General features: G+C 47.9%; 19 protein-coding genes (1 of these 19 only partly in view). 5 read left to right on the forward strand and 14 right to left on the reverse strand.

The window, feature by feature from the left end; all coding sequences use genetic code 11:
• Positions 1–374, reverse strand: the beginning of a protein-coding gene (gene pruA, locus HU175_RS03140) for an L-glutamate gamma-semialdehyde dehydrogenase (protein ID WP_176565194.1). Its footprint begins 1258 nt before the window's first position; 374 of the gene's 1632 nt are visible here — the first part of the coding sequence; the start codon lies at positions 372–374; the stop codon falls past the left edge of the window.
• 118 nt (positions 375–492) lie between these two features.
• On the opposite strand from pruA, the gene thrC reads away from it, so the two are divergent.
• Entirely contained in the window at positions 493–1803 is a 1311-nt protein-coding gene (gene thrC / locus HU175_RS03145; RefSeq protein ID WP_176565195.1) for a threonine synthase, read from the forward strand.
• Between the two features lie 55 nt (positions 1804–1858).
• Here thrC and HU175_RS03150 read toward each other — a convergent pair whose 3' ends face one another.
• The 5 genes from HU175_RS03150 to HU175_RS03170 all read right to left on the reverse strand — a co-directional run bounded on the left by HU175_RS03150 (position 1859) and on the right by HU175_RS03170 (position 10799).
• Entirely contained in the window at positions 1859–3670 is a 1812-nt protein-coding gene (locus tag HU175_RS03150) for a tetratricopeptide repeat protein (protein WP_176565196.1), read from the reverse strand.
• Positions 3671–4172: 502 nt separating this feature from the next.
• Positions 4173–5108, reverse strand: a complete 936-nt coding sequence (locus HU175_RS03155; RefSeq protein WP_228724307.1) for a class I SAM-dependent methyltransferase — start codon at positions 5106–5108, stop codon at positions 4173–4175.
• A gap of 21 nt (positions 5109–5129) precedes the next feature.
• Positions 5130–6989, reverse strand: coding sequence for a tRNA uridine-5-carboxymethylaminomethyl(34) synthesis enzyme MnmG (mnmG, locus tag HU175_RS03160; protein WP_176565197.1), 1860 nt, complete (start codon positions 6987–6989; stop codon positions 5130–5132).
• A gap of 144 nt (positions 6990–7133) precedes the next feature.
• The gene (locus HU175_RS03165; protein ID WP_176565198.1) at positions 7134–10436 is read right to left on the reverse strand and encodes a DUF4175 family protein; all 3303 of its coding nucleotides are present in this window, start codon (positions 10434–10436) and stop codon (positions 7134–7136) included.
• A gap of 18 nt (positions 10437–10454) precedes the next feature.
• Positions 10455–10799 (reverse strand): hypothetical protein, encoded by a 345-nt coding sequence (locus HU175_RS03170; RefSeq protein ID WP_176565199.1) that lies wholly within the window; start codon positions 10797–10799, stop codon positions 10455–10457.
• Positions 10800–10865: 66 nt separating this feature from the next.
• Here HU175_RS03170 and HU175_RS03175 point away from each other — a divergent pair, with 66 nt between their 5' ends.
• Positions 10866–11576, forward strand: a complete 711-nt coding sequence (locus HU175_RS03175; RefSeq protein ID WP_176565200.1) for a ComF family protein — start codon at positions 10866–10868, stop codon at positions 11574–11576.
• A 40-nt stretch (positions 11577–11616) separates the two neighbouring features.
• Here HU175_RS03175 and gldJ read toward each other — a convergent pair whose 3' ends face one another.
• From gldJ to pdhA, 8 genes are all read right to left on the reverse strand, one after another.
• Positions 11617–12876, reverse strand: a complete 1260-nt coding sequence (gldJ, locus tag HU175_RS03180; protein ID WP_176565201.1) for a gliding motility lipoprotein GldJ — start codon at positions 12874–12876, stop codon at positions 11617–11619.
• A gap of 39 nt (positions 12877–12915) precedes the next feature.
• Entirely contained in the window at positions 12916–16269 is a 3354-nt protein-coding gene (gene mfd, locus HU175_RS03185) for a transcription-repair coupling factor (protein ID WP_176565202.1), read from the reverse strand.
• A gap of 100 nt (positions 16270–16369) precedes the next feature.
• Positions 16370–16816 carry a barstar family protein gene (locus HU175_RS03190; protein ID WP_176565203.1) on the reverse strand — a complete coding sequence of 149 codons (447 nt, stop codon included), beginning with the start codon at positions 16814–16816 and terminating at the stop codon, positions 16370–16372.
• Positions 16813–17292 (reverse strand): ribonuclease domain-containing protein, encoded by a 480-nt coding sequence (locus tag HU175_RS03195; protein WP_176565204.1) that lies wholly within the window; start codon positions 17290–17292, stop codon positions 16813–16815. The genes HU175_RS03190 and HU175_RS03195 overlap by 4 nt, the downstream gene beginning before the upstream one ends.
• An 83-nt stretch (positions 17293–17375) precedes the next feature.
• Complete coding sequence (locus HU175_RS03200; RefSeq protein WP_176565205.1) at positions 17376–17672, reverse strand: muconolactone Delta-isomerase family protein; 297 nt, start codon at positions 17670–17672, stop codon at positions 17376–17378.
• An 11-nt stretch (positions 17673–17683) separates the two neighbouring features.
• Complete coding sequence (locus HU175_RS03205) at positions 17684–18331, reverse strand: alpha/beta hydrolase (RefSeq protein ID WP_176565206.1); 648 nt, start codon at positions 18329–18331, stop codon at positions 17684–17686.
• 21 nt (positions 18332–18352) lie between these two features.
• Complete coding sequence (locus tag HU175_RS03210) at positions 18353–19291, reverse strand: ring-cleaving dioxygenase (RefSeq protein ID WP_176565207.1); 939 nt, start codon at positions 19289–19291, stop codon at positions 18353–18355.
• 148 nt (positions 19292–19439) lie between these two features.
• Complete coding sequence (pdhA, locus tag HU175_RS03215) at positions 19440–20486, reverse strand: pyruvate dehydrogenase (acetyl-transferring) E1 component subunit alpha (RefSeq protein ID WP_176565208.1); 1047 nt, start codon at positions 20484–20486, stop codon at positions 19440–19442.
• A 182-nt stretch (positions 20487–20668) separates the two neighbouring features.
• On the opposite strand from pdhA, the gene recF reads away from it, so the two are divergent.
• From recF to HU175_RS03230, 3 genes are all read left to right on the forward strand, one after another.
• Positions 20669–21793: a DNA replication/repair protein RecF gene (recF, locus tag HU175_RS03220; protein ID WP_176565209.1), complete on the forward strand. Its 1125-nt coding sequence runs from the start codon at positions 20669–20671 to the stop codon at positions 21791–21793.
• A gap of 263 nt (positions 21794–22056) precedes the next feature.
• Positions 22057–22653: a TetR/AcrR family transcriptional regulator gene (locus HU175_RS03225; protein ID WP_176565210.1), complete on the forward strand. Its 597-nt coding sequence runs from the start codon at positions 22057–22059 to the stop codon at positions 22651–22653.
• 21 nt (positions 22654–22674) lie between these two features.
• A complete protein-coding gene (locus HU175_RS03230; protein ID WP_176565211.1) occupies positions 22675–24336 on the forward strand; it encodes a TolC family protein in 1662 nt (553 codons plus the stop codon).
• Positions 24337–24341 lie beyond the last annotated feature (5 nt).

Here is a 24341-nt window from a genome sequence, read left to right on the forward strand (position 1 = left end):
GCTGCGTTGATTCTAGCGCGATAAGGACCAGCCAGTAAATCGGCCGCTTTCAGAAATATATTCGCCCGGTGCTCCCAGGGCAGTGCTGCCCATGCGTCTTTAGCCGACAGAGCAGCGTTGATAGCTTTGTTGACATGCTCAGCGGTTCCCTCGTGAAAATAACCGAGGGTATGCTGATGATCGTGTGGAGGAGCTAATCTGACCTTTTGATTTGTACGAATTTCCTCATTGCCGATGTACATAGGAATGTCAGCCTCCTGACTACGAAACGTAGCTATCGCCTGTTTTACAGCTTCTCTTTCCGGCGAACCAGGTCGGTATTCTTTGACCGGCTCATTTACCGGTGCAGGTATGTTGAAAAATCCAAAGGACATAATGAAGTGTCTGTTTTTACAAAGTTACGGATAGATCCACTTATCCACCTCTTTACTTAAGTTTTCCACATTTACGATCTGATTTACCGTACTTTGCGTTGTTATCTTTTTTACTTCTATGCGTTTTTACAGTACAAACAACCCGCAGGTAACTGTTTCGGCAAAGGACGCCTTATTCCATAGCATGCCTGTTGATAAAGGGTTATACATGCCTACGCCTTTACCCGTGTTAGGCGCAGCCTTTTTTGACGATATCGCCGGGCAGTCGCTGGCAGACATTGGTTACGCTATTAGTGCGGCTTTGTTTGGCGATGAACTCAGTAAGCAGGAGTTAGAGCAATTGACGCACCAGGCTTTTCCATTTGATACGCCAACAATCGATCTGGTTCCTGGCCAGAGTAGTGTACTCGAGTTGTTTCATGGTCCTTCGTTGGCATTTAAAGACGTGGGAGCTCGTTACATGGCCGCTTTGATGTCGCACTACTCGCAGCAAAGTGAGAAAGAAGTTAACATACTCGTTGCTACGTCGGGCGATACGGGAGGAGCCGTTGCCATGGGTTTTCACAATGTCCCTGGGGTTCGGGTGTCGATTCTGTATCCAAGCGGTCGGGTCAGTGATCTGCAGGAAAAGCAGTTAACTACCCTCGGTGGCAATGTTCAGGCCTTCGAAGTAGATGGCTCTTTTGATGACTGCCAGGCGATCGTTAAACAGGCTTTTGTTGATGCCGATCTAAATGCTAATCTTTCCCTATCCTCGGCAAACTCGATCAATATTTTCCGGCTTATTCCACAGGGTTTTTATTATGTCCGGGCGTATGGGCAAACCAGGCACTACAACAAGCCTGTGGTTTTCGCTACGCCCAGCGGCAACTTTGGGAATTTGAGCGCTGGTGTTATGGTGCAGCAGATGGGATTGCCAGTTGAGCATTTTGTAGCTTCAACGAACCTGAATCAAGTTGTCCCTGCGTATTTAAAGACGGGTATGTATGCTCCACAGCCTTCGATTGCTACCATCTCAAACGCAATGGATGTTGGCGCTCCCAGCAACTTCCCCCGCCTAGCTCATCTCTATGGCGATGATTATGACACAATCGCCCGGAATGTTTCAGGTTACTTCTACGATGACGAACAAACTCGCTTAGGTATGAAGCGAATCTTTGACACGTACCAGTACATAGCTTGTCCACACACGGCCATTGGCATTATGGGCGGAGAAGACTATCAGCGTAGCGCAAACCCGGACAGCTTAGTAATCTCGCTGGCAACGGCTCATCCGTCGAAGTTTAAACCATTGGTTGAAGAAGTCATTTCTCAGACTGTAGATGTGCCAGAACGGCTTGCTGTTCTGGCGGATCGGGTAAAGCAAAGTATTCGTATTCCAGCGCAGTACGACGCGTTTAAAGAATCTTTACTACAGACTGTGGCCTGATTCACTCCGTAGACTCCTGTAACAAAAAAGCCGGACTCCTCGTCCGGCTTTTTTGTTAATTAACTACATCCCCCCGTAACGTTCGGAATCGCTTCCTCGCTTCGGCGCCGTAGATACTTCCCGGATATTGCGTCAGAATCTTCTGGTAGATTTCCATTGCCGCGTTTTTATCCTTTAACTGTTCTTCGTAGATCTTGCCCTGCGTGAATAGCGCATCATCACCGAGGATATCGTACGGAAACTTGGTCGTGATTGCCTTGAGGTCTTCCAGCGCTTCGGCTTGCTTTCCCTGTTTCAGGTACGTTCGGGCACGAAGCCATAATATCTCATCAGCCAGGCTATGTTCTCCGTACTTTTTCCACATTTCGTTGAGTTTGTCCACAGCTTCGTCGGTTTTATTCTGAAACAGCAACAGATCAATAGCCGCATATTCGCGCATGGCAGCTTCGGTGCTATCCATTCCTGTGTTATCCACAATTAACAGACTGAGCTGTTCGGCGTCATTAGCTATTTCTCGAGAGGTAGCCAGCTTCAACACATCAAGTATGTCTTTTGAGACCGAAAAGTCACCTTTGTAGTAGTGAAGCTTTGCATTCTTGAGCTTGGCTTCATGTCCCAGCAACTCTTCTTTCTGCGACTTCTCAACCTGCGAGTACAGCAATGTTGATTCCCAGGGCTCCCCTTTCAAGAGAAAAATATCGCCTTTGTCCAGCTTACACTTATCCACAAAGTTCCGGTCAGTTTTCCCCAATTCGATGGCCAGATCAAGAACGGTCAGGGCGGTATCTTTACTGTCGAGGTAGTTACCATAGAGGTTTGCCGTGCTACGTAACGCTTCGAGCGTTTTAACATTGGTACCAATTTCGGACAGCATTCGCTGATAGTCGGTAATCAACTTGCGGATTTCGCCTTTATCAACCGGGTACGTATTTTTCACCTGCTCTTCGCGAGCGTTAATTACCAACCGACGTGCAAAGGGATATAATTGTCCCTGCGGGTAAGAGGCCACTACGTATTCAAATGCCTCAGCGGCCACTTTATATTCCTTATTGTTCATAGCCAGCATGCCTAGGTCATACACCCGGTTTCCGGCCAGTTTAAGTCGCTTGTCTGTTGCTTTCTCCTGAAGTAGTGCTCGAGCGAATTTCTGTTTCTGAACAAAATACCAGATCAGTAGCTCATTGTAAGCAGGCTCGTTTGGCTCCTGCTGAACTTTCGTGTACAGTGATTTTTCGACCAGGGGCTCGTCCTTCGTGTTGATAAATCCCTGCAGAGCGGCCAGTACACTTTCCCGACGTTCGGGTTGCTTGCCCGTCTTTAGAATTTCGTCAATAGCTTTTTCGGTTTGGCCAGCTGCGCGGTAAAGTGTCATCAGGTCACCGCTGTAGGCCGTCGGATCTTTAGTTACGTCCCGGGCAGTTTCATAGGTTCGTATAGCCCAGTTGGTTTCGCCGATCTCGTTGAAAGCTTCAGCCACCTTTTCCAGTTTTCCCGGTGCCGACTTTGCCGACTGTATAGCCGCGTTGTACTGCGTAGCGCTTTGGGTCGTGTCTCCTTGCGAACTGGCCACCTGACCAAGCATCAGTTCGTAGTATGGCTTGTTCGCTTCATCGGCCCGAGTCTGCTTTTTCAAAAACTTTACGGCTTCCTCACGCTTGCCTGTTTTTGTCAGGCTCGTAATGTATCGGTTCAGCCGCAACCAGGTCATGTTGGATTTTAACAACTTCCCATATTCAACCGCGGCCTTCTCGAACTCATTAGCCTTGTAGTACTCATCGGCCAGCGACGTTTCATTTTGACCCCATGCCTGACCGACGACTCCCAAGCCGCTCAGCAACGTTAAGACAACTATTAACCTTATTAACATTTTATATAAAAGTCTTTTTTAAAAAACGTTGTTATAGTCATTATGCATGTGGAAAAGTGAACAAGTATGTTGTCCACTTCTTGTTCAGCTCTTTGTGGATAAATATACGCTTTTGTTCACAACTAATAGTTTACTTATCCACATGTAATTGATTAGTAATTAAGATAATAACATTTTATCCACAATTTTGATCTTTAAGTTTTCCAGTTTTGTGAACAAATTTTATACACAATTACTCATGAGGATAAAGAGTGCATTAACGCGTTGATATGTTTCCGTTTCTCCACAGTTTCCAGCCTGATCAGATCCAATGTGGAGAAGTCTCGATTTACTCCACATCCTTCTCGTTCGTTATAAACAGGTTCTCCACAGAGGTGTGCTATTTATCCACACACTTATTCACCGATAATTTTAACTTTTTTAATTTAGAATTGACCTGCTTACCGGTGAAGCAAAAAGGAAGGTCTCAAAGTCATTTTACTAGCTTAGTGAACAGCTTATACTACGCCTTCTTAAATACGTATGTGATACTTGACGACTGACCTGTCTTACTGGCTTTGCTATTCGATGTCAGTCCCACCCGCATACTCTCAACATAATTTGTTTTGCCCGTTCGATATTTGGAACTGAGCATGCTAATATAGAAAGCATCAAACGGCATCTGTTTCTGGTCAGTCAAGGTAAAGCCGTGTTTCTTAAAAAGGGCTGTTATTGTATCAGGTGTGAAATGGTAGAAATGCCGGGGCACGTCATAAGCTGCCCAGTAACTCTTATAATAATCAGCATCGTAGGAAGCGCAGTTAGGAACTGCAATAATGACCGTTCCTTCGTTGCTGAGCAAAGAGTAAAGCTGTGAGACTACTTTGTTCAGATCGGGCATATGTTCTAATACGTGCCACATACTGATCACATCAAAGTTTTGCTTTGCCTCAACCATCTCTATACTTTCTTCGACTGGCATACTAAGCTTCTCTTCAGCTACTTTACGCGCATCTGTATCTGGTTCTACTCCCGTAATGTTCCAGCCAGCCTGCTGGCAAGCCAACAGAAACGAACCTGTACCACAGCCTATGTCCAGCACCTCCCCTACCCTACCGGTTAATTTGTTAATCAAATTAACTTTACCCCGTAGAGTGTAATTACGTACCAATCGATATACCGAGTTAATAAGTCCCCCGCCGGTATCATTGTGAGAAACGTATTGGTCGGACTTGTAATATGAGCCAATTGTTGATGCGTCAGGGCGTGGATTCGTAAACTTAAAACCGCACTTGTTGCATTGTTGTATGGTAAAGTTCTGGCTACTGACCAGGTAATCTTTGCAGGTCAATACGTTCGTAAATTGATTCGTGTCGCAGACGGGGCAAACGGCAATGGTTTCCAAAGAAGTAAAAATAGGTTGAATGTAAAACGGGCTGGCAATGAATTTCGGTTTCATTACCAGCCCGTCTAAGTTAAGTTATCGTCCCATATAAACCAGTAGAATCGAAATATCGGATGGGCTGACTCCACTAATTCGTGAGGCTTGTCCTATAGTAGCAGGCTTCGATCGTTTTAGTTTTTCTTTTCCTTCGAACGAAAGCGCCTTTAATCGGTCATAGTCAAACTCTGGATTGATCGCCAGACTTTCCCATTTCTCCAGCTTTTCGGCATTGCTCTTTTCCCGGTTCAGGTAGTCTTCGTATTTGATCTCGATGACTGTCTGTTCAAGAATCGATTCATCTACCATCGGCATATCAGGCAGCGTCTCAAGAAGTAGTTGCACGTCGCTCTGGTCAATTTCGGGTCGTTTCAGCAGTGTGTATAGACTACTTTTTTCGCGCAGCAGAGCACTTCCCTTTTCTTCCAGTAACCCGTTTACATCCTCCGGACTCACTCTCGTTGACCGGATTTTTTGCGTTAGGGAGGCCAGTCCATCACGCTTTGCCAGCATGGTATCGTACCGCTCCTGCGAAGCTAAACCAATCGCGTAGCCTTTTTCGGTCAGTCGTAAATCAGCGTTATCTTGACGTAACAGGGTTCTGTATTCGGCCCGCGATGTAAACATTCGATACGGCTCTTCGGTCCCTTTTGTGATCAAATCATCAATTAGGACGCCTATGTATCCCTCCGAACGTTTGATGGTAAATGGCTCGGCTTCCTTCACATTTCGGTGTGCGTTGATACCTGCCATCAGACCCTGGCAGGCTGCCTCCTCGTAACCTGTGGTGCCGTTTATCTGACCAGCGAAGAAAAGATTTGAAACAAGTTGCGTCTCTAAGGTTGATTTTAGCTGGGTTGGGGGAAAGTAATCGTATTCCACAGCATAGCCCGGACGGAACATGCGTACGTTCTCAAAACCGGGAATTTTCCGAATCGCGTCGTACTGTACGTCTTCTGGTAAGGACGTTGAGAAGCCGTTTACATACACTTCTACAGTGTCCCATCCTTCTGGTTCTACGAAGATTTGGTGCCGGTCTTTATCCGCGAACCGGTTGATTTTGTCCTCAATGGATGGGCAATAGCGAGGGCCTAATCCTTTGATCCGCCCGGTAAACATAGGTGATTTTTCGAATCCTGTTTTCAGTTCATCATGCACCGCATCATTGGTGTACGTGATCCAGCAACTCCGCTGCTGCTTCAGGGTTGGCGTATCCGTGTAGGAGAACTTACCTGGTTTTTCATCGCCCAGTTGTTCTTCCATCAGGGCGTAATTAAGGCTGCGGCCATCCACCCGCGGAGGGGTTCCCGTCTTCATTCGGCCTGCTTCAAATCCCAACGTAACGAGTTGTTCGGTTAGGCCGGTAGCTGAGCGCTCGGCCGTTCGGCCTCCACCAAACACTTTCTCCCCAATGAACATCTTACCGTTCAGGAACGTACCGTTCGTGAGTACAACAGCCTGGGCCAAAAACGTAACGCCCATGCTGGTTCTAACACCACTTACGCGGCCATCCTTTACCAGAATTTCGTTTACTGTATCCTGCCAGAAGTCGACATTATGATTCTGTTCCAATGCTTTTCGCCATTCTCTGGCGAACATATCCCGATCACTCTGACAGCGTGGGCTCCACATGGCAGGTCCTTTCGAGCGATTGAGCATCCGAAACTGGATCATACTTTTGTCGCTTATGATCCCTGACAAGCCACCCAAAGCATCCACCTCGCGTACGATCTGTCCTTTTGCCACGCCACCCATAGCAGGATTACAGGACATTTGTGCTATGGTATGCATATTCATGGTGATCAATAAAACTTTAGATCCCATTGTTGCAGCAGCATTCGCTGCTTCACAGCCTGCGTGTCCGGCTCCTACAACTATTGAATCGTAAGACGAGTGCATATTTGATTTGTTTTGTGAAAATGTTTCACGTGGAAACTTTTCACGAAAATGTAAAAATTAATTAGAAATGAATTCATGGTAGACTAGGCAACAAAAAACCGTTAACCTTTGTGCCAGGTTAACGGTCATTGTGTAAGGTAATTGTTATTTGCCTACTTTTTGAAGGTATTGATTCGCTTCCTTTTTATAAAAGAGATTATAGTTCGGTGTAACAGAACGAAGGACTTCAACCTGCTTGACCTTGTTTTGTAATCCAGTTGAATCGAAGAAGGAAGGCGTACTACGTTTCTCTGATTTTGCTGTTTCAGCCTGCCGTTTCGGGTCTTCTTCCTGTTGCTTTAACGCTTTCTCTGATTCAAGCAAACGAGTCAGGATTTCTTTCTGACGATTAATTGTGTTTTGATTTACACGTTTGTTTACCAGGTCAGTTTCTGTCTCATCCATCTTTTGCATTAATTCCTGAACCTGTTTTTCCTGTTGCTTACCAACTTCTGTACCCTTCGCATTCTCCTGCATCTTTTTAAGCATGTTCCGAATCATAGCCTGCTGAGCCGCCATCTGAGAAAGTTCTTCGGATAGTTGTCTGCCCGATTTGCCACCCTGTTGATGATCTTTCATCTGACCATTCAGTTTCTCCTGCATCTCCCCTAATCCTTCTTTACTATTGCCCTGCTTGCCGCTTTTACCCTTACCCGGCATAGACATGGCATTCATTTGCTGCTGCATTTGCTTCAGAACATCACTCAACATGAGAGAGAGGTTATTGATCGAAGTCATGGCAAACTGTTGTTTAGATGAAGCCATGTTCAAACGACGATCCCGGAGTTGTTGAACACTCTCATCCATATAAAACTTCATATTCGTGAGCTCCCGCGTAACGAATGACTCGATCTGAACCACCCGGCTAGCCAGCGCGTTCAGGCTATCCTCGATGATTTTGGCATCATCCTGAAGCTTGAGTTGTTCCTGAGAAAGCTTGATAACCCGAGGATCCTGTAGACTCATTCCCCGGAAATCTTTCATGATACGCTCCTGTCCAAAAGACAGAGTAATCAAGTTTTCAAGAATATCGCGGAGGTCATCCATGTTCTCCTGCGTTTCCTGCATCTCAGCCGACTGCATCGATTCTTTCATGGCTTTACTCATGGATCGCATGGATTTAGCGGCTTTGTTTTGTGCTGGAGAAGCCTTCTTACTTTGCTTCTGACTCATCTGCTTTTTAGCCTCCTGCATCTGATTATCGACATCTTTTTGATTTTCTTCTGATGCATCCGGTTTATTTAGTTGATCTTTTTCAGCCTGCTTCTCTAGCTCTTTCAGTTGCTCTTTTGTCTTCTCAAAATCTTGTTCGGACTTCTCCTGCTGCTGCTTTTGCTCATCAGAAGCCTCATCTTTTTTACTGCTTTGTTCTGCCTGTTTATCCAGCTGATCGGCTTGTTTTTCTAAATTTTCGGCGATGTTGTTCACCTTCTGTTCCAGCTGCATTTGCTTAAAGAGCTTAAGTGCCCGGTCCAGGTCACGCTCCATGTTACGTTCCTTACGGCTCAGTCGATCCAGCATTTCGGATGCTTTGTCATCCTGCTTACGCTCCAGCATCTGCTTCAATTGCTCATACAGTTGCTTGGATTCGGGGTCCATCAATTCGTTGAACAGCTTCTGAAGCTGATCCATCTTCTCTTGAAGCGCCTGGTTTTTCTCGGCGAAACGTTGCTGCGTATCGTTCGTTTTCTGGAACTGCTCCTGAAGTTTCTGGATCTCCTTTACTAGCTCTTCCCGCTTCTTCAGTACATCCTGAAGTTGTTTTTTATCTTGAAAGTCGGATGATTTCTTTGTTCGCATCCGTTCTTCCATACTTTTCAACTCCTTCTTAATCTCCTGCGTTTTTGATAAAGCGTTATCAATCTGTTGCTCGGTGTTCTCGGCTGACTGATCGACTTGTTTCTGGATCTCGGCATTTGATGGAATGACAAAATTCAGCTGGGTGGAGCGAGTTGATTTTGGGCCATTCACGCCATCATTGTCCCACACCTGAACAAAGTATTCAAGGCGGTCCTCCTGCCCCAGCTTCAGGCTATCGAGCACCCAATTGTACACAAAGTTCTGGGACGTAGTGGAATGGTTAACTGGAATGTCACGCGAAAATTGAGGAGACGGTTTTCCGTTGCGGATGACTTTATAATTAAGTTTTAGCCTTGAAAAACCGTAGTCGTCTGAGACCAAACCAGACAACGCAATGTAATTGTACGTCACGCTATCCTGAACCCGGTCGACAGAAATTTGCGGAAAACGGTCCGGAATAACCTGCACATTATACTGAATAAGCGAAGGCGTAGCGATCTGTCCATTCTTCAACGAGACAGTATAACTGGCATTTTGCATGAGCCGACGATCAATCGAAAACGTATTATCGTCGATTAATTTGCCTAGCAGAGGCTTGCTTTCGTTAGCGAAACGCAAAGCCAAAGAGTCAGTATGATCGGCGGCAAACTCCCAATGAACCAGCGTACCCTGAGGGACTAACAAGTTTCCAACGTTGGTCAATTGTTCAGTAGGCTTGTTCAGGTAGGCTGGATAGTCGAGCCGAACGTTGAAAGATAAAACGGCGGGACGATCAATTAATTCAATTTTGTATGTCTGGGAGTTGAATCCAGAAGCTTCCAGATGAAAGTCGAGACCCCGCTGCAGATTGTCGAATAGGTACGTGAATTGATCTCCCGATTGCTCTAATTTAAACCGGGTGCCATTCGTTACAACGTAAACAGCATCCGGTATAGCATCCCCTGTCAGCTTAACCGACAACGGAAAATCTTCATTTCGAAAGGTTTTCATAGACTTATTCTGCACCACAAACTGGAATGGGGCTTCGTCAACGAACTCCTGATTATAATTAACCAACCGCGTTGAGGACTTGGCAAAAAAGGCAGGATTAATAATCAGGATCACCAAAATCAACGCCAGGGGTGGAATAGCGTATTTTAGAAACTGTCTGTTCTTATTTATTTGAATCGCATTGGAGAAGCGATTGATCAATAGCTGCTGCGAACGCTGATTCAAACTAGCTTGCAACAAGTCACTTTGTTCGGCAGTGACGCGCTGTAACTGAAGTGTATTCAGGAGTTTATCACCTATTTCTGGAAAAAACGAACCGATTTGACGAGCGGCTTCGTCGTTTGAGAGTGGTTTATTTAATCCATAAAGCCCTAGTAACGGTTTGATAATCAACTGATACAGGCCTGTTAATACGACTGCAAGGAAGCCGAAGAATAGCACAGCGCGTCCCGACGAACTGAAACGGCCGATAAACTCAGCTGTATTGACCAGCAAATAGCCACTTCCCAGGAGTGCCATGAAGAAAAGACTCCCCTTAACTAACTGGTTCTGGAAATACCGTTTCTTGTATTCATCAATGCGCTGCAATAAGGTCAGGTAGGAATTTATGGATTGCATGGCGTTCTGGTTGAGTAATTAGACAAGAATGGATTGGAAGTAGAGCAGTACATGCTCCTTTAAAAAATTCTCCTGCGTTGATAAATCGCCGGGCGGAACCGGTTTCTGCTGAATCCACTGAGGCCAGTTGTCCTTATCGTAGCCGTCAAAAACGTAATAACCCGATTGGCTTAGGATGCGGCAAACAGCTATATGCATAAGGTCCTGCTTAGCTTCTTTCGAGAAGCGCTTAGGCCCTTGCCCCAGCTCCTGAACACCAACTAGAAATAAGACTGCATTTAAGTCTGCGGGGCGCTTCCCAACCAGCGTCTGAAGCTGATCGAGCAAGGTCTCCCATGACTCATTTAAGGTATTTTCGTTCACTATAAGTGGCTGATTTGTTCTTCTATCTAAATTACGCAGATTTCAATTAACTAACGAATAATCGCTGTGTTTCAATCTGTTCGTCTATTCTTAACTGATTTTATCGACCTACTTTTTCCGACGCTGTGTCTGGGGTGCAATCAGGTGCTACTGACACAGGAAAAAGTGCTCTGTACCGGTTGCCGGATCGATATGCCGGAGACGAAACAGCATATGTTAGCTGACAGAACAATTACCCTCAATAAGTTTGCCGGAAGAGTGCCGGTGAGCTTTGTCTTTTCGTACGTGTACTTCGTGAAAGGTGGGCTGGCGCAGCGGCTAATTCACCAGATCAAATACAAAGGCCAGAAGGAAGCCGCCCGGGAAATTGCGAGCTGGTATGGACACCAGTTAAAAAGTGAAAGCAGGATTCGTGAGGAAATAGACGGAATTGTCAGCGTACCGTTACACAAGAGCCGCTTACGCCAACGAGGATACAATCAGGCTGACTGGATTGCTGAAGGATTGGCGAGTACGTTAGATATTCCTGTTTGGGCGGATACGCTGGTTAGGCAATCGTTTAAAAAATCGCAGACGAGTAAGAACCGGCTTGAACGATGGGAGAACGTAAACACGGTTTTCAGCGTCAGTAATGCTGATAAGCTGCTTGGAAAACGAGTGGTGCTTGTCGATGATGTACTGACAACGGGTGCTACCATTGAAGCTTGTGCGATTGAATTATTGAAAGCTGGCTGCCAGTCGGTCGGGGTAATAACAATAGCGGCTACCCATCGCTGAGTAGCCGCTAAGCTGTATCAAAATTTTATAGGCCTATCCCCTACCGGTTCCGGCCTACGCCGATCATAGCGCAACGGAAACCGATCATAGCCGTAGCCGAGTCCTGATCCAGGAACCGGCGCGTACCTGGCGATAACCAGTATGCTACGTCATTCCAGGAGCCGCCTTTATAAACACGCAGTTTGTCATCGATGAGTGACTGTTTGTTCTTAGTGTCATAGTTTTTGGCGTCATCCAGATAACCATTCCGACGAATCGGGTTCAGGTCATTCACATCCTGATACGACAGGGGACGATAAACGTCATACACCCACTCGTTTACGTTGCCAGCCATGTTATACAGACCAAAGTCGTTGGCAGGGTATGCGTAAATTTCAGCAGTGATGATGGCGCCATCATTTGACCGACCGGCGATACCAGCGTAGTCACCACGGCCGCGTTTAAAGTTAGCCAGCATCTGGCCCTGTTTCCGTCCTTTCTTCGGGTTACGTACCGACGAACCATCCCAGGGATAAATCCGCTGATTGATCTGGTTTTCGTCCATGTACTGGGTACCAATCAAAGCTTTAGCTGCGTATTCCCATTCGGCCTCGGTTGGTAGACGGTAATCCGGAAGAATCATGCCACTTTCCAAACTTGGTTTAGAAGGAGTTGTAGACGCTGTCGCTTCTGCCAGAGCGGGGTCTTCTGCCTGTTTCGATTTACGCTTCAGCGAGAAACCACCTTTCTTTGTTTTCTGACCGCCTTTTGCCAACTCATTGTTTACTGCGTTAGACCGCCATATGGCATAATCGTTCGCCTGCACCCAAGATACACCCACTACCGGATAATACCGGAAAGCAGGATAACGAAGGTACTGCGTAACGTATGAGTCGTTAAACGACAAAGGGTTTGCCCATACTGTCGTGTCAGGCAAAGCAGCCCGGACAACTTCCTCAGATGAGTCGCGCGTAATAGAATTCAAGTATTCGAGGTAATGGACGTTAGCCATCTCGGTCTCGTCCATGTAGAACGACTGAATCGAAACGGTACGTTCGCGGTTGTCACGTGAGTTCATGACGTCCTCTTCCAGAGCACCCATCGTAAACCGACCACCTTCAATAAAGACGAGGTTTGGACCCGCTTTCTGACCGGCAAACTTCTTCACCTGGAAGCCATCTTTTTCGTTGTAGGCAATCCCCGTTGCAGTACTCTTCTTACCAGGTTTCACGCTGGTAGGATGTTTTGATTTACAAGCGGCCAGGGCTGCCGTTGCCAGCAGCACATACGCTGCCTGTTTCAGGTGATACTTCAGAATCATTGCTGTTTTTGTGTAAAAACGTAGGTGCAAACGTCGTGATTAATTTGTCAATTCGCCCAATATATCATCTAACTGCTCAACCGAAAACACATCAGTATGCGTGAAAATAGGGCGGTTTTTTGATTCCTTCAGCGAACATTTGGCCGGATTACGCTTGATGTAGTCAATTACCTTGCCAAATTGGTCAGATTTGAAGAAATCATCATTCCCGTTAGAAACGAAGAATCCTTTCAGGATATTATTCTTAAGCGTCAGTTTTTCAAGGTATAAACGCTCAGCTTTCCAGCGGACGTTCACCATTTTAATCAGGTTTTCGACCTCTTCGGGAAGCGGTCCAAAACGATCGAGAACCTCCTGCCGGAACGATTGTAATTCCTCGGCGTTCTGCAAACTATCCAGACGGGTATATAACGCCAGTCGTTCGGAGATATTGGATACGTAGCGTTCTGGAATAACTACCTGAAGATCGGTTTCGATAACCGTATCCGGTAAAGACAGTTTAAAGTCGCCGGGCTTCGTTTCGAATAGATCCTTGAACTCATTTTCACGTAACTCCTGAACGGCTTCATCAAGTACTTTGTGGTACATCTCGAAGCCAAGGTCGTTTACAAATCCGCTTTGTTCAGCACCAAGCAGGTTACCTGCTCCACGGATATCCAGATCCCGCATGGCTATTTTGAAGCCCTCGCCCAGATCCGAAAAATCTTCCAGGGTTTGCAGTCGTTTACGTGCGTCCGCCGTAAGTACGGAAGGGGGCGGTGTTAACAGATAACAGAATGCTTTTCGGTTCGAACGTCCTACCCTTCCACGCATCTGGTGCAGGTCTGACAGGCCGAAATGATGGGCATTGTTAATCAGAATCGTGTTGGCGTTGGAAATATCCAGTCCAGATTCGATGATGTTGGTCGAGACCAATACGTCATATTCGCCTTCGATAAAGCGAGTCATGATACGTTCCAGTCGATCTCCTTCCATCTGACCATGCGCAACGCCGATACGTGCTTCAGGAACCAGACGCATGATCAGGTTACCAATGGCCTCAATATCATTGACCCGGTTATGGACAAAAAATACCTGACCACCGCGACGTATTTCGTAACTGACTGCGTCACGTATCGTCGCTTCATTGTAGGCGTGGACTTCGGTCGTAACAGGTTGCCGGTTAGGCGGGGGCGTCGCAATAACGGATAAGTCGCGCGCGCCCATCAATGAGAAATGCAACGTACGGGGAATAGGTGTTGCCGTGAGCGTCAACACGTCTACCTCGACCCGCATTTCTTTCAACCGATCTTTGGTTTTGACCCCAAACTTTTGTTCCTCATCAATAATCAGTAAGCCTAAGTCTTTGAATTTGATGTCTTTATTAACGATTCGATGGGTGCCGATCAGGATACCAATCTCGCCCGATGAAACGCCTTTCAATATTTCCTTAATCTGGGAGGCTGTACGGAAACGGTTGATGTATGCAATCTTCACCGGAAAATCAGTCATGCGCTCCGAGAAGGTTTTGAAGTGCTGCATGGCCAGGATTGTAGTGGGGACGAGCACAGCCACCTGCTTATTGTCCGTAACGGCTTTAAACGCAGCCCGAACCGCAATTTCTGTTTTTCCAAAACCAACGTCGCCACAAACGAGCCGGTCCATTGGGTTCGGCCGTTCCATATCGTCCTTGACGTCGTTGGTTGCCTTCGCCTGATCGGGTGTATCTTCGTACAGAAACGACGATTCCAGCTCAGCCTGCAGAAAACTGTCGCGACTGTAGGCGTAGCCCGGCGCGTTACGTCGTTTGGCGTACAGGGCGATCAGTTCGCGTGCAATGTCCTTAACCTGCTTCCGGATTCGGGACTTCTTCTGTTCCCACTCCTGCGAGCCAAGTTTACTCATCGTTGGCGGCCCGCCCTCCCGACCGCTGTATTTGGCGATCTTATGAAGACTGTGGATACTGACCAGCAGAATGTCGTTGTCGCGGTAAATAAGCCGAATGGCTTCCTGCTCATTCCCCGCATGGTCAACGCGCTCCAGGCCCGCAAAACGGCCAATACCGTGGTCGACGTGCGTTACGTAGTCGCCGGGTTGCAGGGTCTTTAACTCACGTAACGTCAGCGCTTTCGACTTCGAAAATTTATCCTGAACGCGATACTTGTAATACCGGTCGAAAATCTGGTGATCGGTGAAGCAGGCAACTTTAAGCGCTTCGTCGATAAATCCTTCCCGTAAACCGATATTCAGGGGCTGAAACTTGACAAAGGGATCAAGTTCCTCAAAAATCGTCCGTAAACGGTCCAGCTGTTTGAAGGATTCGGCCGCAATAATGTTGGTGTACCCTTTAGCCTGGTTATCGCCCAACACATCCACAAGCCGTTTAAAATCTTTATTAAACGACGGCTGTGGTTTGGATTGATACTGCTGGCGGCCTTCGGTTTTGAAATAGAGTTTACGTCCGAACTCAACCGTCCGAAACGCCTTTAGCTGATTCAGAAACGAGCGTCGGGTTTCGAATAAATCAGTGGGGTCCGATACGATCTGAATACCACCACTGTTCGCTACGATTGTTTCGAAACTCTGCTCGGCTTTCTCATAGCACTTTTCAATGATTTCAAGCGTGAAATCAACATCTTTTGCCCAGACCGTTGTAGTATCGGGTAGAAAGTCGAAAAAAGGCTCACGGTTTTCCTCAACGAGCTTCGTCTGGATATTCGGAATGACGTTGATAAAATCAACCGGATCGGTTGATAACTGCGACTCCGGATTGAATTTCCGGATGCTTTCTACCTCATCATCAAACAGATCAATCCGGAAGGGAAACTCGCTGGCGAAAGAAAACACGTCGATGATACCGCCCCGTACTGAGAACTGACCCGCTTCATACACAAAATCCGTTTTCTCAAATTCGTACTGCTGGAGCAGCTCGGAAACGAAGTTGGTATCCAGCTTCTCGCCTACCCGGATGGTCAGCGTATTTGCCTGCAACGAGCGCTTATTGATCACCTTCTCAGACATGGCTTCCGGATACGTAACCATCAGCAAGCCGTCTTTAGGGGCAGGGTTGAGCTTGTTGAGCACTTCGGCCCGCATCAGTACGTTGGCGTTTTCGACTTCCTCATACTGGTACGGCTTTTTGTAGGACATCGGGAACAGCAGAATCTCCCGACTCAGCAGGTTCTGCAGATCATTAAAGAAATAGGATGCTTCGTCCCGGTCGGTCAGGATAAATAGATGATTTCCACCCACCATCCTGACAAGCGATGAGGCCAGTACGGCATCGACGCTGCCTGCCAGCCCCTTGATCTGTAGCCGTTGCGGATCTCCAGACGGCTTTTGACCAAAGGGTTCAGCCAGCAGTTTTATATAACTATCATCGGTATAGATACCGAGTAATTCCTCTGGTTTCAAGCGAGATTCAGGTTGTAATGAACAAACACGAAAAGCCGCAGAAAGAATATTTCGGCGGCTTCTGGCATAACAGCAAGGGTATAAAATTTGTTGCAGATAGCTAGGCTAGTTCCGCCAGCATCCGATAAGCAATTGACTCACGATCAAGTAGCTGACGGATGCGGGGGCTATCCTCAAAAACGATAATAATTTCCTTTTTATCGATGTCCTCGTCTTCATCCACCCACTTCCAATCTTCGGCAGTGGCGTCCAGAATACTCAGCAGGCTGGCCAGCTTGGCGGGGTCGCGCTCCTTGCTGACAAGCTCATTTGTATTGGTCAGGTAAAGCACGATACGTTCGTCTTCTAGCCACTGCAGATCATTAAGTGAATCGTTGAGGGCATCCAGGTTGAAGCCAAAATCCGGGATCTCCAGTAAATCTGCCATCGCTTCGTAAAACTGACGAAGTGTGAGGGTCTTACTACCGTCGATATGAGCAATGAACGAGTCGGCGAAATGCGTTTCTAATTCGCGTTCCGACTGGCAAATGAAAATATTGGGTGTCATTTTATTTCTGTAAACGTATTGTAATGATCGGCTGTGTAATACGCCCGGTTGTCGGAACCGGTAACTAACCGTTCGGCTCCGCGATTTTTGCCCCGGACCTTGGGATTAACATCCCATTCCCGGTACCGGATTTTCTCACCGGACAGATCATTTCTGGGTAGATGATTTTCAAAGTTACCAAATACCCGCCCACCAACGTAGTTATCAGGAGCCCGGCCGTTTTTTCGAACATAATTCAGTACCCTGATGACTTTATCCGGAATTCGTTCCGACGCATGTACGGCAATCTGATCCTGATTTGACCGGAATTTAGCTGGCTGGTGTTGCCGTTTCTGGAGCTTGCGTTCGGATCGATAGGTGTCCTGTTGCGTTACGTCCTGACGATTGGATTCCCGTTGATCTGTTCGGCAGGCAGTGCTGCCAAAGAGGCCAATTATCAGCAGACAGAGTTGAAAGAATAAGCGAAGCGACGACATGTATTCTGCAGCAGGTTAAAGCAACAGGCAAAGAAAGTAGATTGGCATAAAAAAGCCCTCCGTTCTGGGGAGGGCTTTCCTGATTAGTTCAGTGAAAAAAGCGGAATCCGGGCCGCTACCATGTTATGAAACAATAGTTCGGTAATCATGGGGGTCATGTACTTAATAAGCGGAAACTCCGAAATTGATTCCATCACTTCCATTTCTGAATCAGCCTTAACAATGCACCACAACTTCTGACGATCGGCTGACAATGAATAGGAGAGCAAGACCCCCTTCTCCATCATTTCGTCAATTTTGAGCCGTTGCGCTGGGATTCGATTCATAAACCCATCATCCATGTGAGTGGGCAGGTCAAATTCAACCATGTACTGGCTCATAAGCATTGCTGTTAGTGAACAGTCGGGGAAACACCCCCCTCTATCAGCAAATTAACAATGTTTAGCTCATCTTCGTTGATCGAGTGCGGAAAATTAGGATATAATTTAGCCGTTACGTCCGCACCCAGGCCGCGCAATACCTGCTCACTTTCCAGAAAGCGATCTTTGGGAATATGACTGTCCCGGTCGCTGCACCCCATAAAAATGGGTGTCTGATCGAACGAGCCCTCATACTTCCAGGTCGTGCCGGGAGGGCCGATAAGAGCCCCACTCAGGCCAAAAATACCGCCGTACTGCGTCGCGTTACGTGCCAGGAACTCCAGCAGCAGACAAGCTCCCTGCGAAAAACCAAGCCAGTAAATTTGCGGTAGCTTGAAATTATAGTCTGATTGCAAACGAGCTCGCAGACTGCTCAGTACCTCCAGCGCCGATGATAACGATGGTTCGTTCTCGTCCGTCGGGCGCATAAACGAATACGGATACCAAGTATTTCCCTGTGCTTCGGGCGCGACAAAGGCAAAGTCATCGGATTTGATGTACCTGGATAACGTCAGAATATCGGCTGCTGAGCCCCCACGCCCGTGAACCATCACCATTACCTTGCTGGCTTCGGTGAGTGGTTTCCCGGCGTAATGAAGGTTATTTGGATTATGAATCATCGTATGTGTTTTTCAACTGACTTATTTAACCGTAATCTCCGGTAAGCCTGCTTCGATTTTAGCCCGTAGCGGCTCGTATTGTTGAGGCAGTTTCAGCGCTGTACCCAGTTCGGCAACGGATTCATCAATCGCAAATCCTGGAGGGTTGGTGGCCACTTCGAACAGAATACCCCCCGGCTCGCGGAAATAGATACTGTTGAAATAATTCCGGTCCTGCACCGGTGTTACGTGGTAGCCAGCGTCGGCCAGTTGTTGCTGAATAAGCAGTTGGGTTTCGTCGGAATTGGTCGAGAAAGCGACATGATGGACTGAACCCGCGCCCTGCAGACCCCGTGTGCCCTCCGGCGTTTTCAGAACATCGACAAAGCTACCCGAGCCGCCTTTTCCCGCTTGAAACCGAAGGCGGCCGTCCTCTTCGCCCACTAGCGTATGCTGCATAATCTCGGTCAACAATTTACCGGTCCGGTCGGGCGTGGCGCTATTCAACGTAACGGTATGAAAACCGCGAATTGAAAACTCGGCTGGAATCTGACCATTGTCCCATCCGGTACGTTGATCGTCGTCGGTAAAGACGAGTTCAATACCCATGCCGTCCGGATCGTCGAAGCGCAGATAGGTTTCCGAAAAACGTTTGTAGGGACCAGCGTAAGGAATGCTACATTCGTTTAACCGATCCATCCAATAGCTTACCGAAGCCGTCGGCACCGAGAAAGCTGTAAAAGTCAGCTGACCCACCCCTTTCCGACCACGGGGCAAATTGCCGTAGGGAAAGAACGTTAGGATTGAACCCGGCGTACCAGTTTCGTCGCCGTAGTACAGGTGATATACATCGGGGGCGTCGAAGTTGACCGTTTTTTTGACGAGCCGCAGGCCCAGCACGTCAGTATAAAAATCAACATTACGCTGGGTATCGCCAGCTATTGTTGTTACGTGGTGCAAACCGTTTATAAGCGTTTCCATAGAATTGAAATTGGTTAGATGGCCGGATTGTTTTTGCAATTATATGATGTTATTACATTTAATGTATATACATTAAAAATATCTTTATGGTTCAATAAAAAAAGTCCGACATATCATGCCGGACTTTTTTCTAATCTATCTATTGAATTTATTCCATGAGGAATGGATAATCCTGCTGCACATAAACGTCTTTAAACGCTTCTTCAGCCGGTGGGTATGGCGATTCTTCGGCGAACTTAACCGACTCATCAACAGTAGCTTTGATTTTTTTGTCGATAGCAGCCAAGTCATCTTCTGTAGCAATACCTTTTTCCAGAATACGTGCTTTTACCATCTCGATTGGGTCACGCATTTTGTACTGCTCAACTTCGTCTTTCGAACGGTATTTCTGTGGATCAGACATTGAGTGACCACGGTAACGATACGTCCGGAACTCTAAGTACGTTGGACCTTCACCGGCACGGGCCCGATCGGCAGCACGGCTAACCGCTTCGTGAACGGCTTCAACGTCCATCGCGTCAACCGGCTCAGAGGGCATATCATAGGCTTCGCCGATGGTGTATAGATCCGTTACGTTCGATGTACGGGCTACCGACGTACCCATAGCATAGCCGTTGTTTTCAACAACGAAAATGACGGGCAGTTTCCACAGCATAGCCATGTTGAAAGCCTCGTGCAAAGCGCCCTGTCGAACCGCGCCGTCACCGAAGTAACAGATACACAGGTTCTGGGTCTTGTTGTATTTCTCGGCGAAGGCGATACCGGCCCCCATTGGGATTTGTGCGCCTACGATACCGTGCCCGCCAACGAAGTTAACCGACTTATCGAAGATGTGCATCGAACCGCCTTTTCCCTTCGATGAGCCCGTTTGTTTAGCGAACAACTCGGCCATTATGGCTTTTGGATCGGAACCTAATGCCAGGGGGATACCATGGTCACGGTAAGCCGTAATCCATTTATCGTCTTTCGTCAGGGCCGAAACGGCACCCGATGAACCAGCCTCCTGGCCGATGTACAAGTGGCAGAAGCCACGAATTTTTTGCTGTCCGTAAAGCTGCCCGGCTTTTTCTTCAAATTTCCGTTGCAGTTGCATGGACTCGTACCAGTACATATACCGCTCATTCGGATGTTGCGCTTTTGCTGCTTCCGGAGCCTTATTGTTTTTTGTGTCGGATTTCTCTTTGACGCTTGCCATGAGGATGGGTTCGATGAAATCAGTAATCGATGTTCTGCTGGAGGTCCATTAACCTAACAAACCGGCCGTATCTTTGTTGCCTGTACCGAAGCGGTAAACGTTTCACCAACAACGTTCAGCACTGGGTAACGCAGTCGGGCGTTGCCGCGAAATTACGGAATCTCGCGTTATACGCCATACGTATGCACCTCGAAAAGCTGAGCCTGACCAATTTTAAGAACTACGAAGACAACCGGTTTACCTTTGGAAAACAGATAAATGTGCTTGTTGGACCCAACGGAAGCGGAAAAACGAACTTATTGGACGCCATTTATTTTTTAGCGCTCAGTAAAAGTGCGTTTCAGAGTCAGGACGCGCTCAGTATTCTGCACGACGCCGATTACTTCATCATTGATGGTATTTTCGAGGAAAATAGCGACACCAGTCACGCCCGCCAGGTCCAGATTACGATCAGTCTCCAGCGGGGACAGCGCAAAGTGCTCATGGCCGACAAGAAGCCGTATGAGCGCGTCAGTGAGCACATAGGCCGTTTTCCAGTCGTGCTGGTCGCGCCCAATGATACGGATCTGGTACGTGATCACAGCGAAGACCGGCGGCAGTTTTTTGACGGGGTGCTCGCCCAACTTGATCCCGAGTATCTACGCAATTATCTACAGTACCAGCAGGTACTGAAACAGCGGAATAGTGTACTCAAGCTTTTTGCCGAACGAAATCAGGTCGATCATGATCTGCTGGACACGTACGACGAGCCACTACTGGCGCTGGGGCAGCAGATCTACGATCGCCGGGTGCAGTTTGTGGCTGATTACATGCCGAGTTTTCAGAAACACTACGCTTATCTGAGCGACGAGCGGGAGCAGGTGTCAATTATTTATGAGTCGGAAGTGGGAAATCCCGACTTTGTGAATGAGTTTCGAAACAGTCGCCGGCGCGATACGTTGCTGCAGCGAACGACGATGGGCGTTCACAAAGATGATTATGGCTTCATGATCAGCAACTCCATTGGCGAGTCGGTGCCACTGAAAAAGTTTGGTTCGCAGGGGCAGCAAAAGACATTCGTTATTGCTCTGAAACTGGCTCAGTTTGATCTGCTGGAGGTGCAGAAAGGCATAAAACCGCTGCTGTTGCTGGACGATATTTTTGATAAATTGGACGACAAACGTATCGGTAAACTTATTCGGCAGATGGACGAGGGCGCGTTTGGCCAACTCTTTATCACTGACGCCCGCCCCGAACGAACTCGCGAATTACTCAACCAGGTTACTGCCGACATTAATTTTTTTGACATCGGTACTACTAAAGTCTAGGCTAGAAAGACGCTGTCTCTAGCCGAAAATGGCAGTTAAGGCCATGGTTTTTCGAGCCCAAATTCAGACCTGATTCTTCTCAAAATCACCGCTTCTTCTTAGCTATTGCTCCATGAGCCCGACAAACTTCCAGGTTTGTCGGGCTCGTTCGTCTGTTCACGCCCCAATTCTGGCCGTTTATCATTTAATCGAAAATAATGGCCAGGAAACTCCGAACTTTTGCAAAGTTTCCTGGGTTCGGTCTCTGAAATATGGAAACCGGTATGAAAGAAAAGATATGGGCGGAAGCGGAGCGTCTGTTCTGGCAGCACGGTGTACGGTCAGTAACGATGGAGGACATCGCCCGCCAGCTTGGTATATCGAAAAAGACGATCTATCAGCATTTCGATGATAAAGAAGATATCCTTTGTCAGATTATGCAATCAAAAGTGGACGCCGATGTCGCGGAGTTGAACTGCATTGCCGATGTTACGCTGAACCCCATTGAAGAAATGATGGGTATGCTCCAAATGATCTGCAAGAAGCAGGAACACGTCAACCCCTGTCTGTTTACTGATGTTCAGCGATACTACTCCCGGGCGTATCAGTTGATTCGCCAGCACGTAGATAATCACATTATGAAGCAGGTTGTCAACAATATTTTACGGGGAAAAAGAGACGGTATATACAGGGACGATATTAATCCGCGGGTGATGGCCCGAATACGTGTCGAACAGATCGAGCTAGCCCTGAGCACGGATTTTACATCGTTCGACGAAGGAAGCCGGCTGGACATTCAGCGAGATCTGACGCATCACTTTGTTCGGGGTATGCTGACAGAAAAAGGATTTGCCATTTATAACGAGTACAAGAATGATTAAACCAATACAACCTGATTGCGTATGAACATAAATAGTACAGTGCGAGTAGCAATGCTCTGGCTGTTGACGGGGTGGCTACTGCCAGCGTCGATGGCACAGGTAGCTACGCAGCCCTCCGTTGGGCAGCAACCAACCGGGGCGGCTGCCAGCGGACAGCAGCCGGGCGCCCAACAGCCAGCCGCTACAGGCGCTATAATTGCGCAGCCCGGCGTAACACCCGGTACCGGAGTGGCCGTACCGGGTCAGCCCGGCGCAAATCCATCGGCTGGAACCCCTTCGCTTGATGGAGCCAATGGACCGGTCAATCTACAGCCTAACGTTATCTCGACTTTCAATTCGGGTCTGGGACCGTCACCAACGGGTTTGCGCCCCTCGGGTGGCTCGGGAAATGGTCAGTCGTTTACGTTGCAGCAAGCAATTGATTTTGCTCTCCGGCAGAATATCAACGTAAAAAATAGTGTGCTCGACGGTGTCAGCGCCGAGGGGCGAATTAAAGAGGTGAAAGCGTCGGCGCTGCCGCAGATAGCGGGTAGCGCATCGCTGACCGACAACCTGATTATTCAGCGGGCCTTTTTACCCGCCAACTTCTTCGACCCGAATGCATCGCCTGATGCGCCAGCCGTACCCGTGCAATTCGGGGTGAAATACTCCGGTAACGCGACAATAAACCTGAACCAGGTTATCTACAGCCCGAGTCTGAACGTTGGTTTGCGGGCAGCCGCTACCTACCGTGAATTGGCTCAGCGGAATCTACAGGGTAGTAAGGTCACCGTTGCCGAGCAGGTAGCCAAGGCGTATTACAGCGTGCTGGTGTCACTGGAGCGCGCGAAACTGCTTGATTACAACATCGGCCGGCTAGACACGCTCCTGAACGAAACGCAGGCGCTCAACCAGCAAGGGTTCGTGGAAAAGCTGGATGTGCAGCGGCTGGATGTGCAGGCCAACAACCTGCGCGCCGAGCGGCAGAACGTGCAGAACCTGATCGAACTGAGCTATACACTACTCAAGTTTCAGATGGGTATGGGCGTCAACGATGAAATCACGCTGGCTGAGCAGTTACAGGATCGTTCGGTAGACGATCTGCGCCCGCTGATCTCTTCTGACCCAACGTTTAGGTACAGTAGCCGAATTGATTATTCCACGCTGGAAACGCAGATCAAACTGGCTGAGCAGGATATCGAACTGACACAGAAAGGTTACTTCCCAACGCTGGCGGGCTTCGCCAACTACGGATATAACAGCGGTCGCAACGCGATTGGTCAACTTGTTACAGCCCCCTGGCTCAACTTCGCTACGGTCGGTTTGAGTCTACAGGTACCCATCTTCGACGGTTTTCAGAAACGGTACCAGATTGCCCAGAAGCGCGTAACGCTTCAGAAAGCCCAGAACAGTGGTGAATTGCTGCGTAATTCTATTGATCTGCAAATCCGGCAGGCCAGCATTACGCTCAACAACGGCCTGCAAACCCTGGAAACCCAGCAGCGTAACCGCGATCTGGCGCAGGAAATCGTGCGGGTAACGCGCATTAAGTATAAAGAAGGGGTTGGCTCAAGCATCGAAGTGCTGAACGCAGAAGCATCGCTTCGGGAAGCGCAGACGAATTACTTCGCATCGCTGTATGATTTCCTGATCGCGAAGGTCGATCAGGATAGAGCACTTGGCCGACTTTACATTGGATTATAACAACC

Origin of the sequence: Spirosoma sp. KUDC1026, from assembly GCF_013375035.1 — a bacterium.
Classification (GTDB): domain Bacteria; phylum Bacteroidota; class Bacteroidia; order Cytophagales; family Spirosomataceae; genus Spirosoma.

What these genes read in the sequence shown, in the direction of transcription:
- HU175_RS03165 (WP_176565198.1), bottom strand. Translation starts at nt 10,436, where the DNA reads ATGCAATCCATAAATTCCTACCTGACCTTATTGCAGCGCATTGATGAA.
- HU175_RS03195 (WP_176565204.1), bottom strand. Translation starts at nt 17,292, where the DNA reads ATGTCGTCGCTTCGCTTATTCTTTCAACTCTGTCTGCTGATAATTGGC.
- HU175_RS03230 (WP_176565211.1), top strand. Translation starts at nt 22,675, where the DNA reads ATGAACATAAATAGTACAGTGCGAGTAGCAATGCTCTGGCTGTTGACG.
- recF (WP_176565209.1), top strand. Translation starts at nt 20,669, where the DNA reads ATGCACCTCGAAAAGCTGAGCCTGACCAATTTTAAGAACTACGAAGAC.
- HU175_RS03225 (WP_176565210.1), top strand. Translation starts at nt 22,057, where the DNA reads ATGAAAGAAAAGATATGGGCGGAAGCGGAGCGTCTGTTCTGGCAGCAC.
- HU175_RS03155 (WP_228724307.1), bottom strand. Translation starts at nt 5,108, where the DNA reads ATGAAACCGAAATTCATTGCCAGCCCGTTTTACATTCAACCTATTTTT.
- HU175_RS03200 (WP_176565205.1), bottom strand. Translation starts at nt 17,672, where the DNA reads ATGAGCCAGTACATGGTTGAATTTGACCTGCCCACTCACATGGATGAT.
- HU175_RS03205 (WP_176565206.1), bottom strand. Translation starts at nt 18,331, where the DNA reads ATGATTCATAATCCAAATAACCTTCATTACGCCGGGAAACCACTCACC.
- mnmG (WP_176565197.1), bottom strand. Translation starts at nt 6,989, where the DNA reads ATGCACTCGTCTTACGATTCAATAGTTGTAGGAGCCGGACACGCAGGC.
- HU175_RS03190 (WP_176565203.1), bottom strand. Translation starts at nt 16,816, where the DNA reads ATGACACCCAATATTTTCATTTGCCAGTCGGAACGCGAATTAGAAACG.
- HU175_RS03150 (WP_176565196.1), bottom strand. Translation starts at nt 3,670, where the DNA reads ATGTTAATAAGGTTAATAGTTGTCTTAACGTTGCTGAGCGGCTTGGGA.
- pdhA (WP_176565208.1), bottom strand. Translation starts at nt 20,486, where the DNA reads ATGGCAAGCGTCAAAGAGAAATCCGACACAAAAAACAATAAGGCTCCG.
- thrC (WP_176565195.1), top strand. Translation starts at nt 493, where the DNA reads ATGCGTTTTTACAGTACAAACAACCCGCAGGTAACTGTTTCGGCAAAG.
- HU175_RS03210 (WP_176565207.1), bottom strand. Translation starts at nt 19,291, where the DNA reads ATGGAAACGCTTATAAACGGTTTGCACCACGTAACAACAATAGCTGGC.
- gldJ (WP_176565201.1), bottom strand. Translation starts at nt 12,876, where the DNA reads ATGATTCTGAAGTATCACCTGAAACAGGCAGCGTATGTGCTGCTGGCA.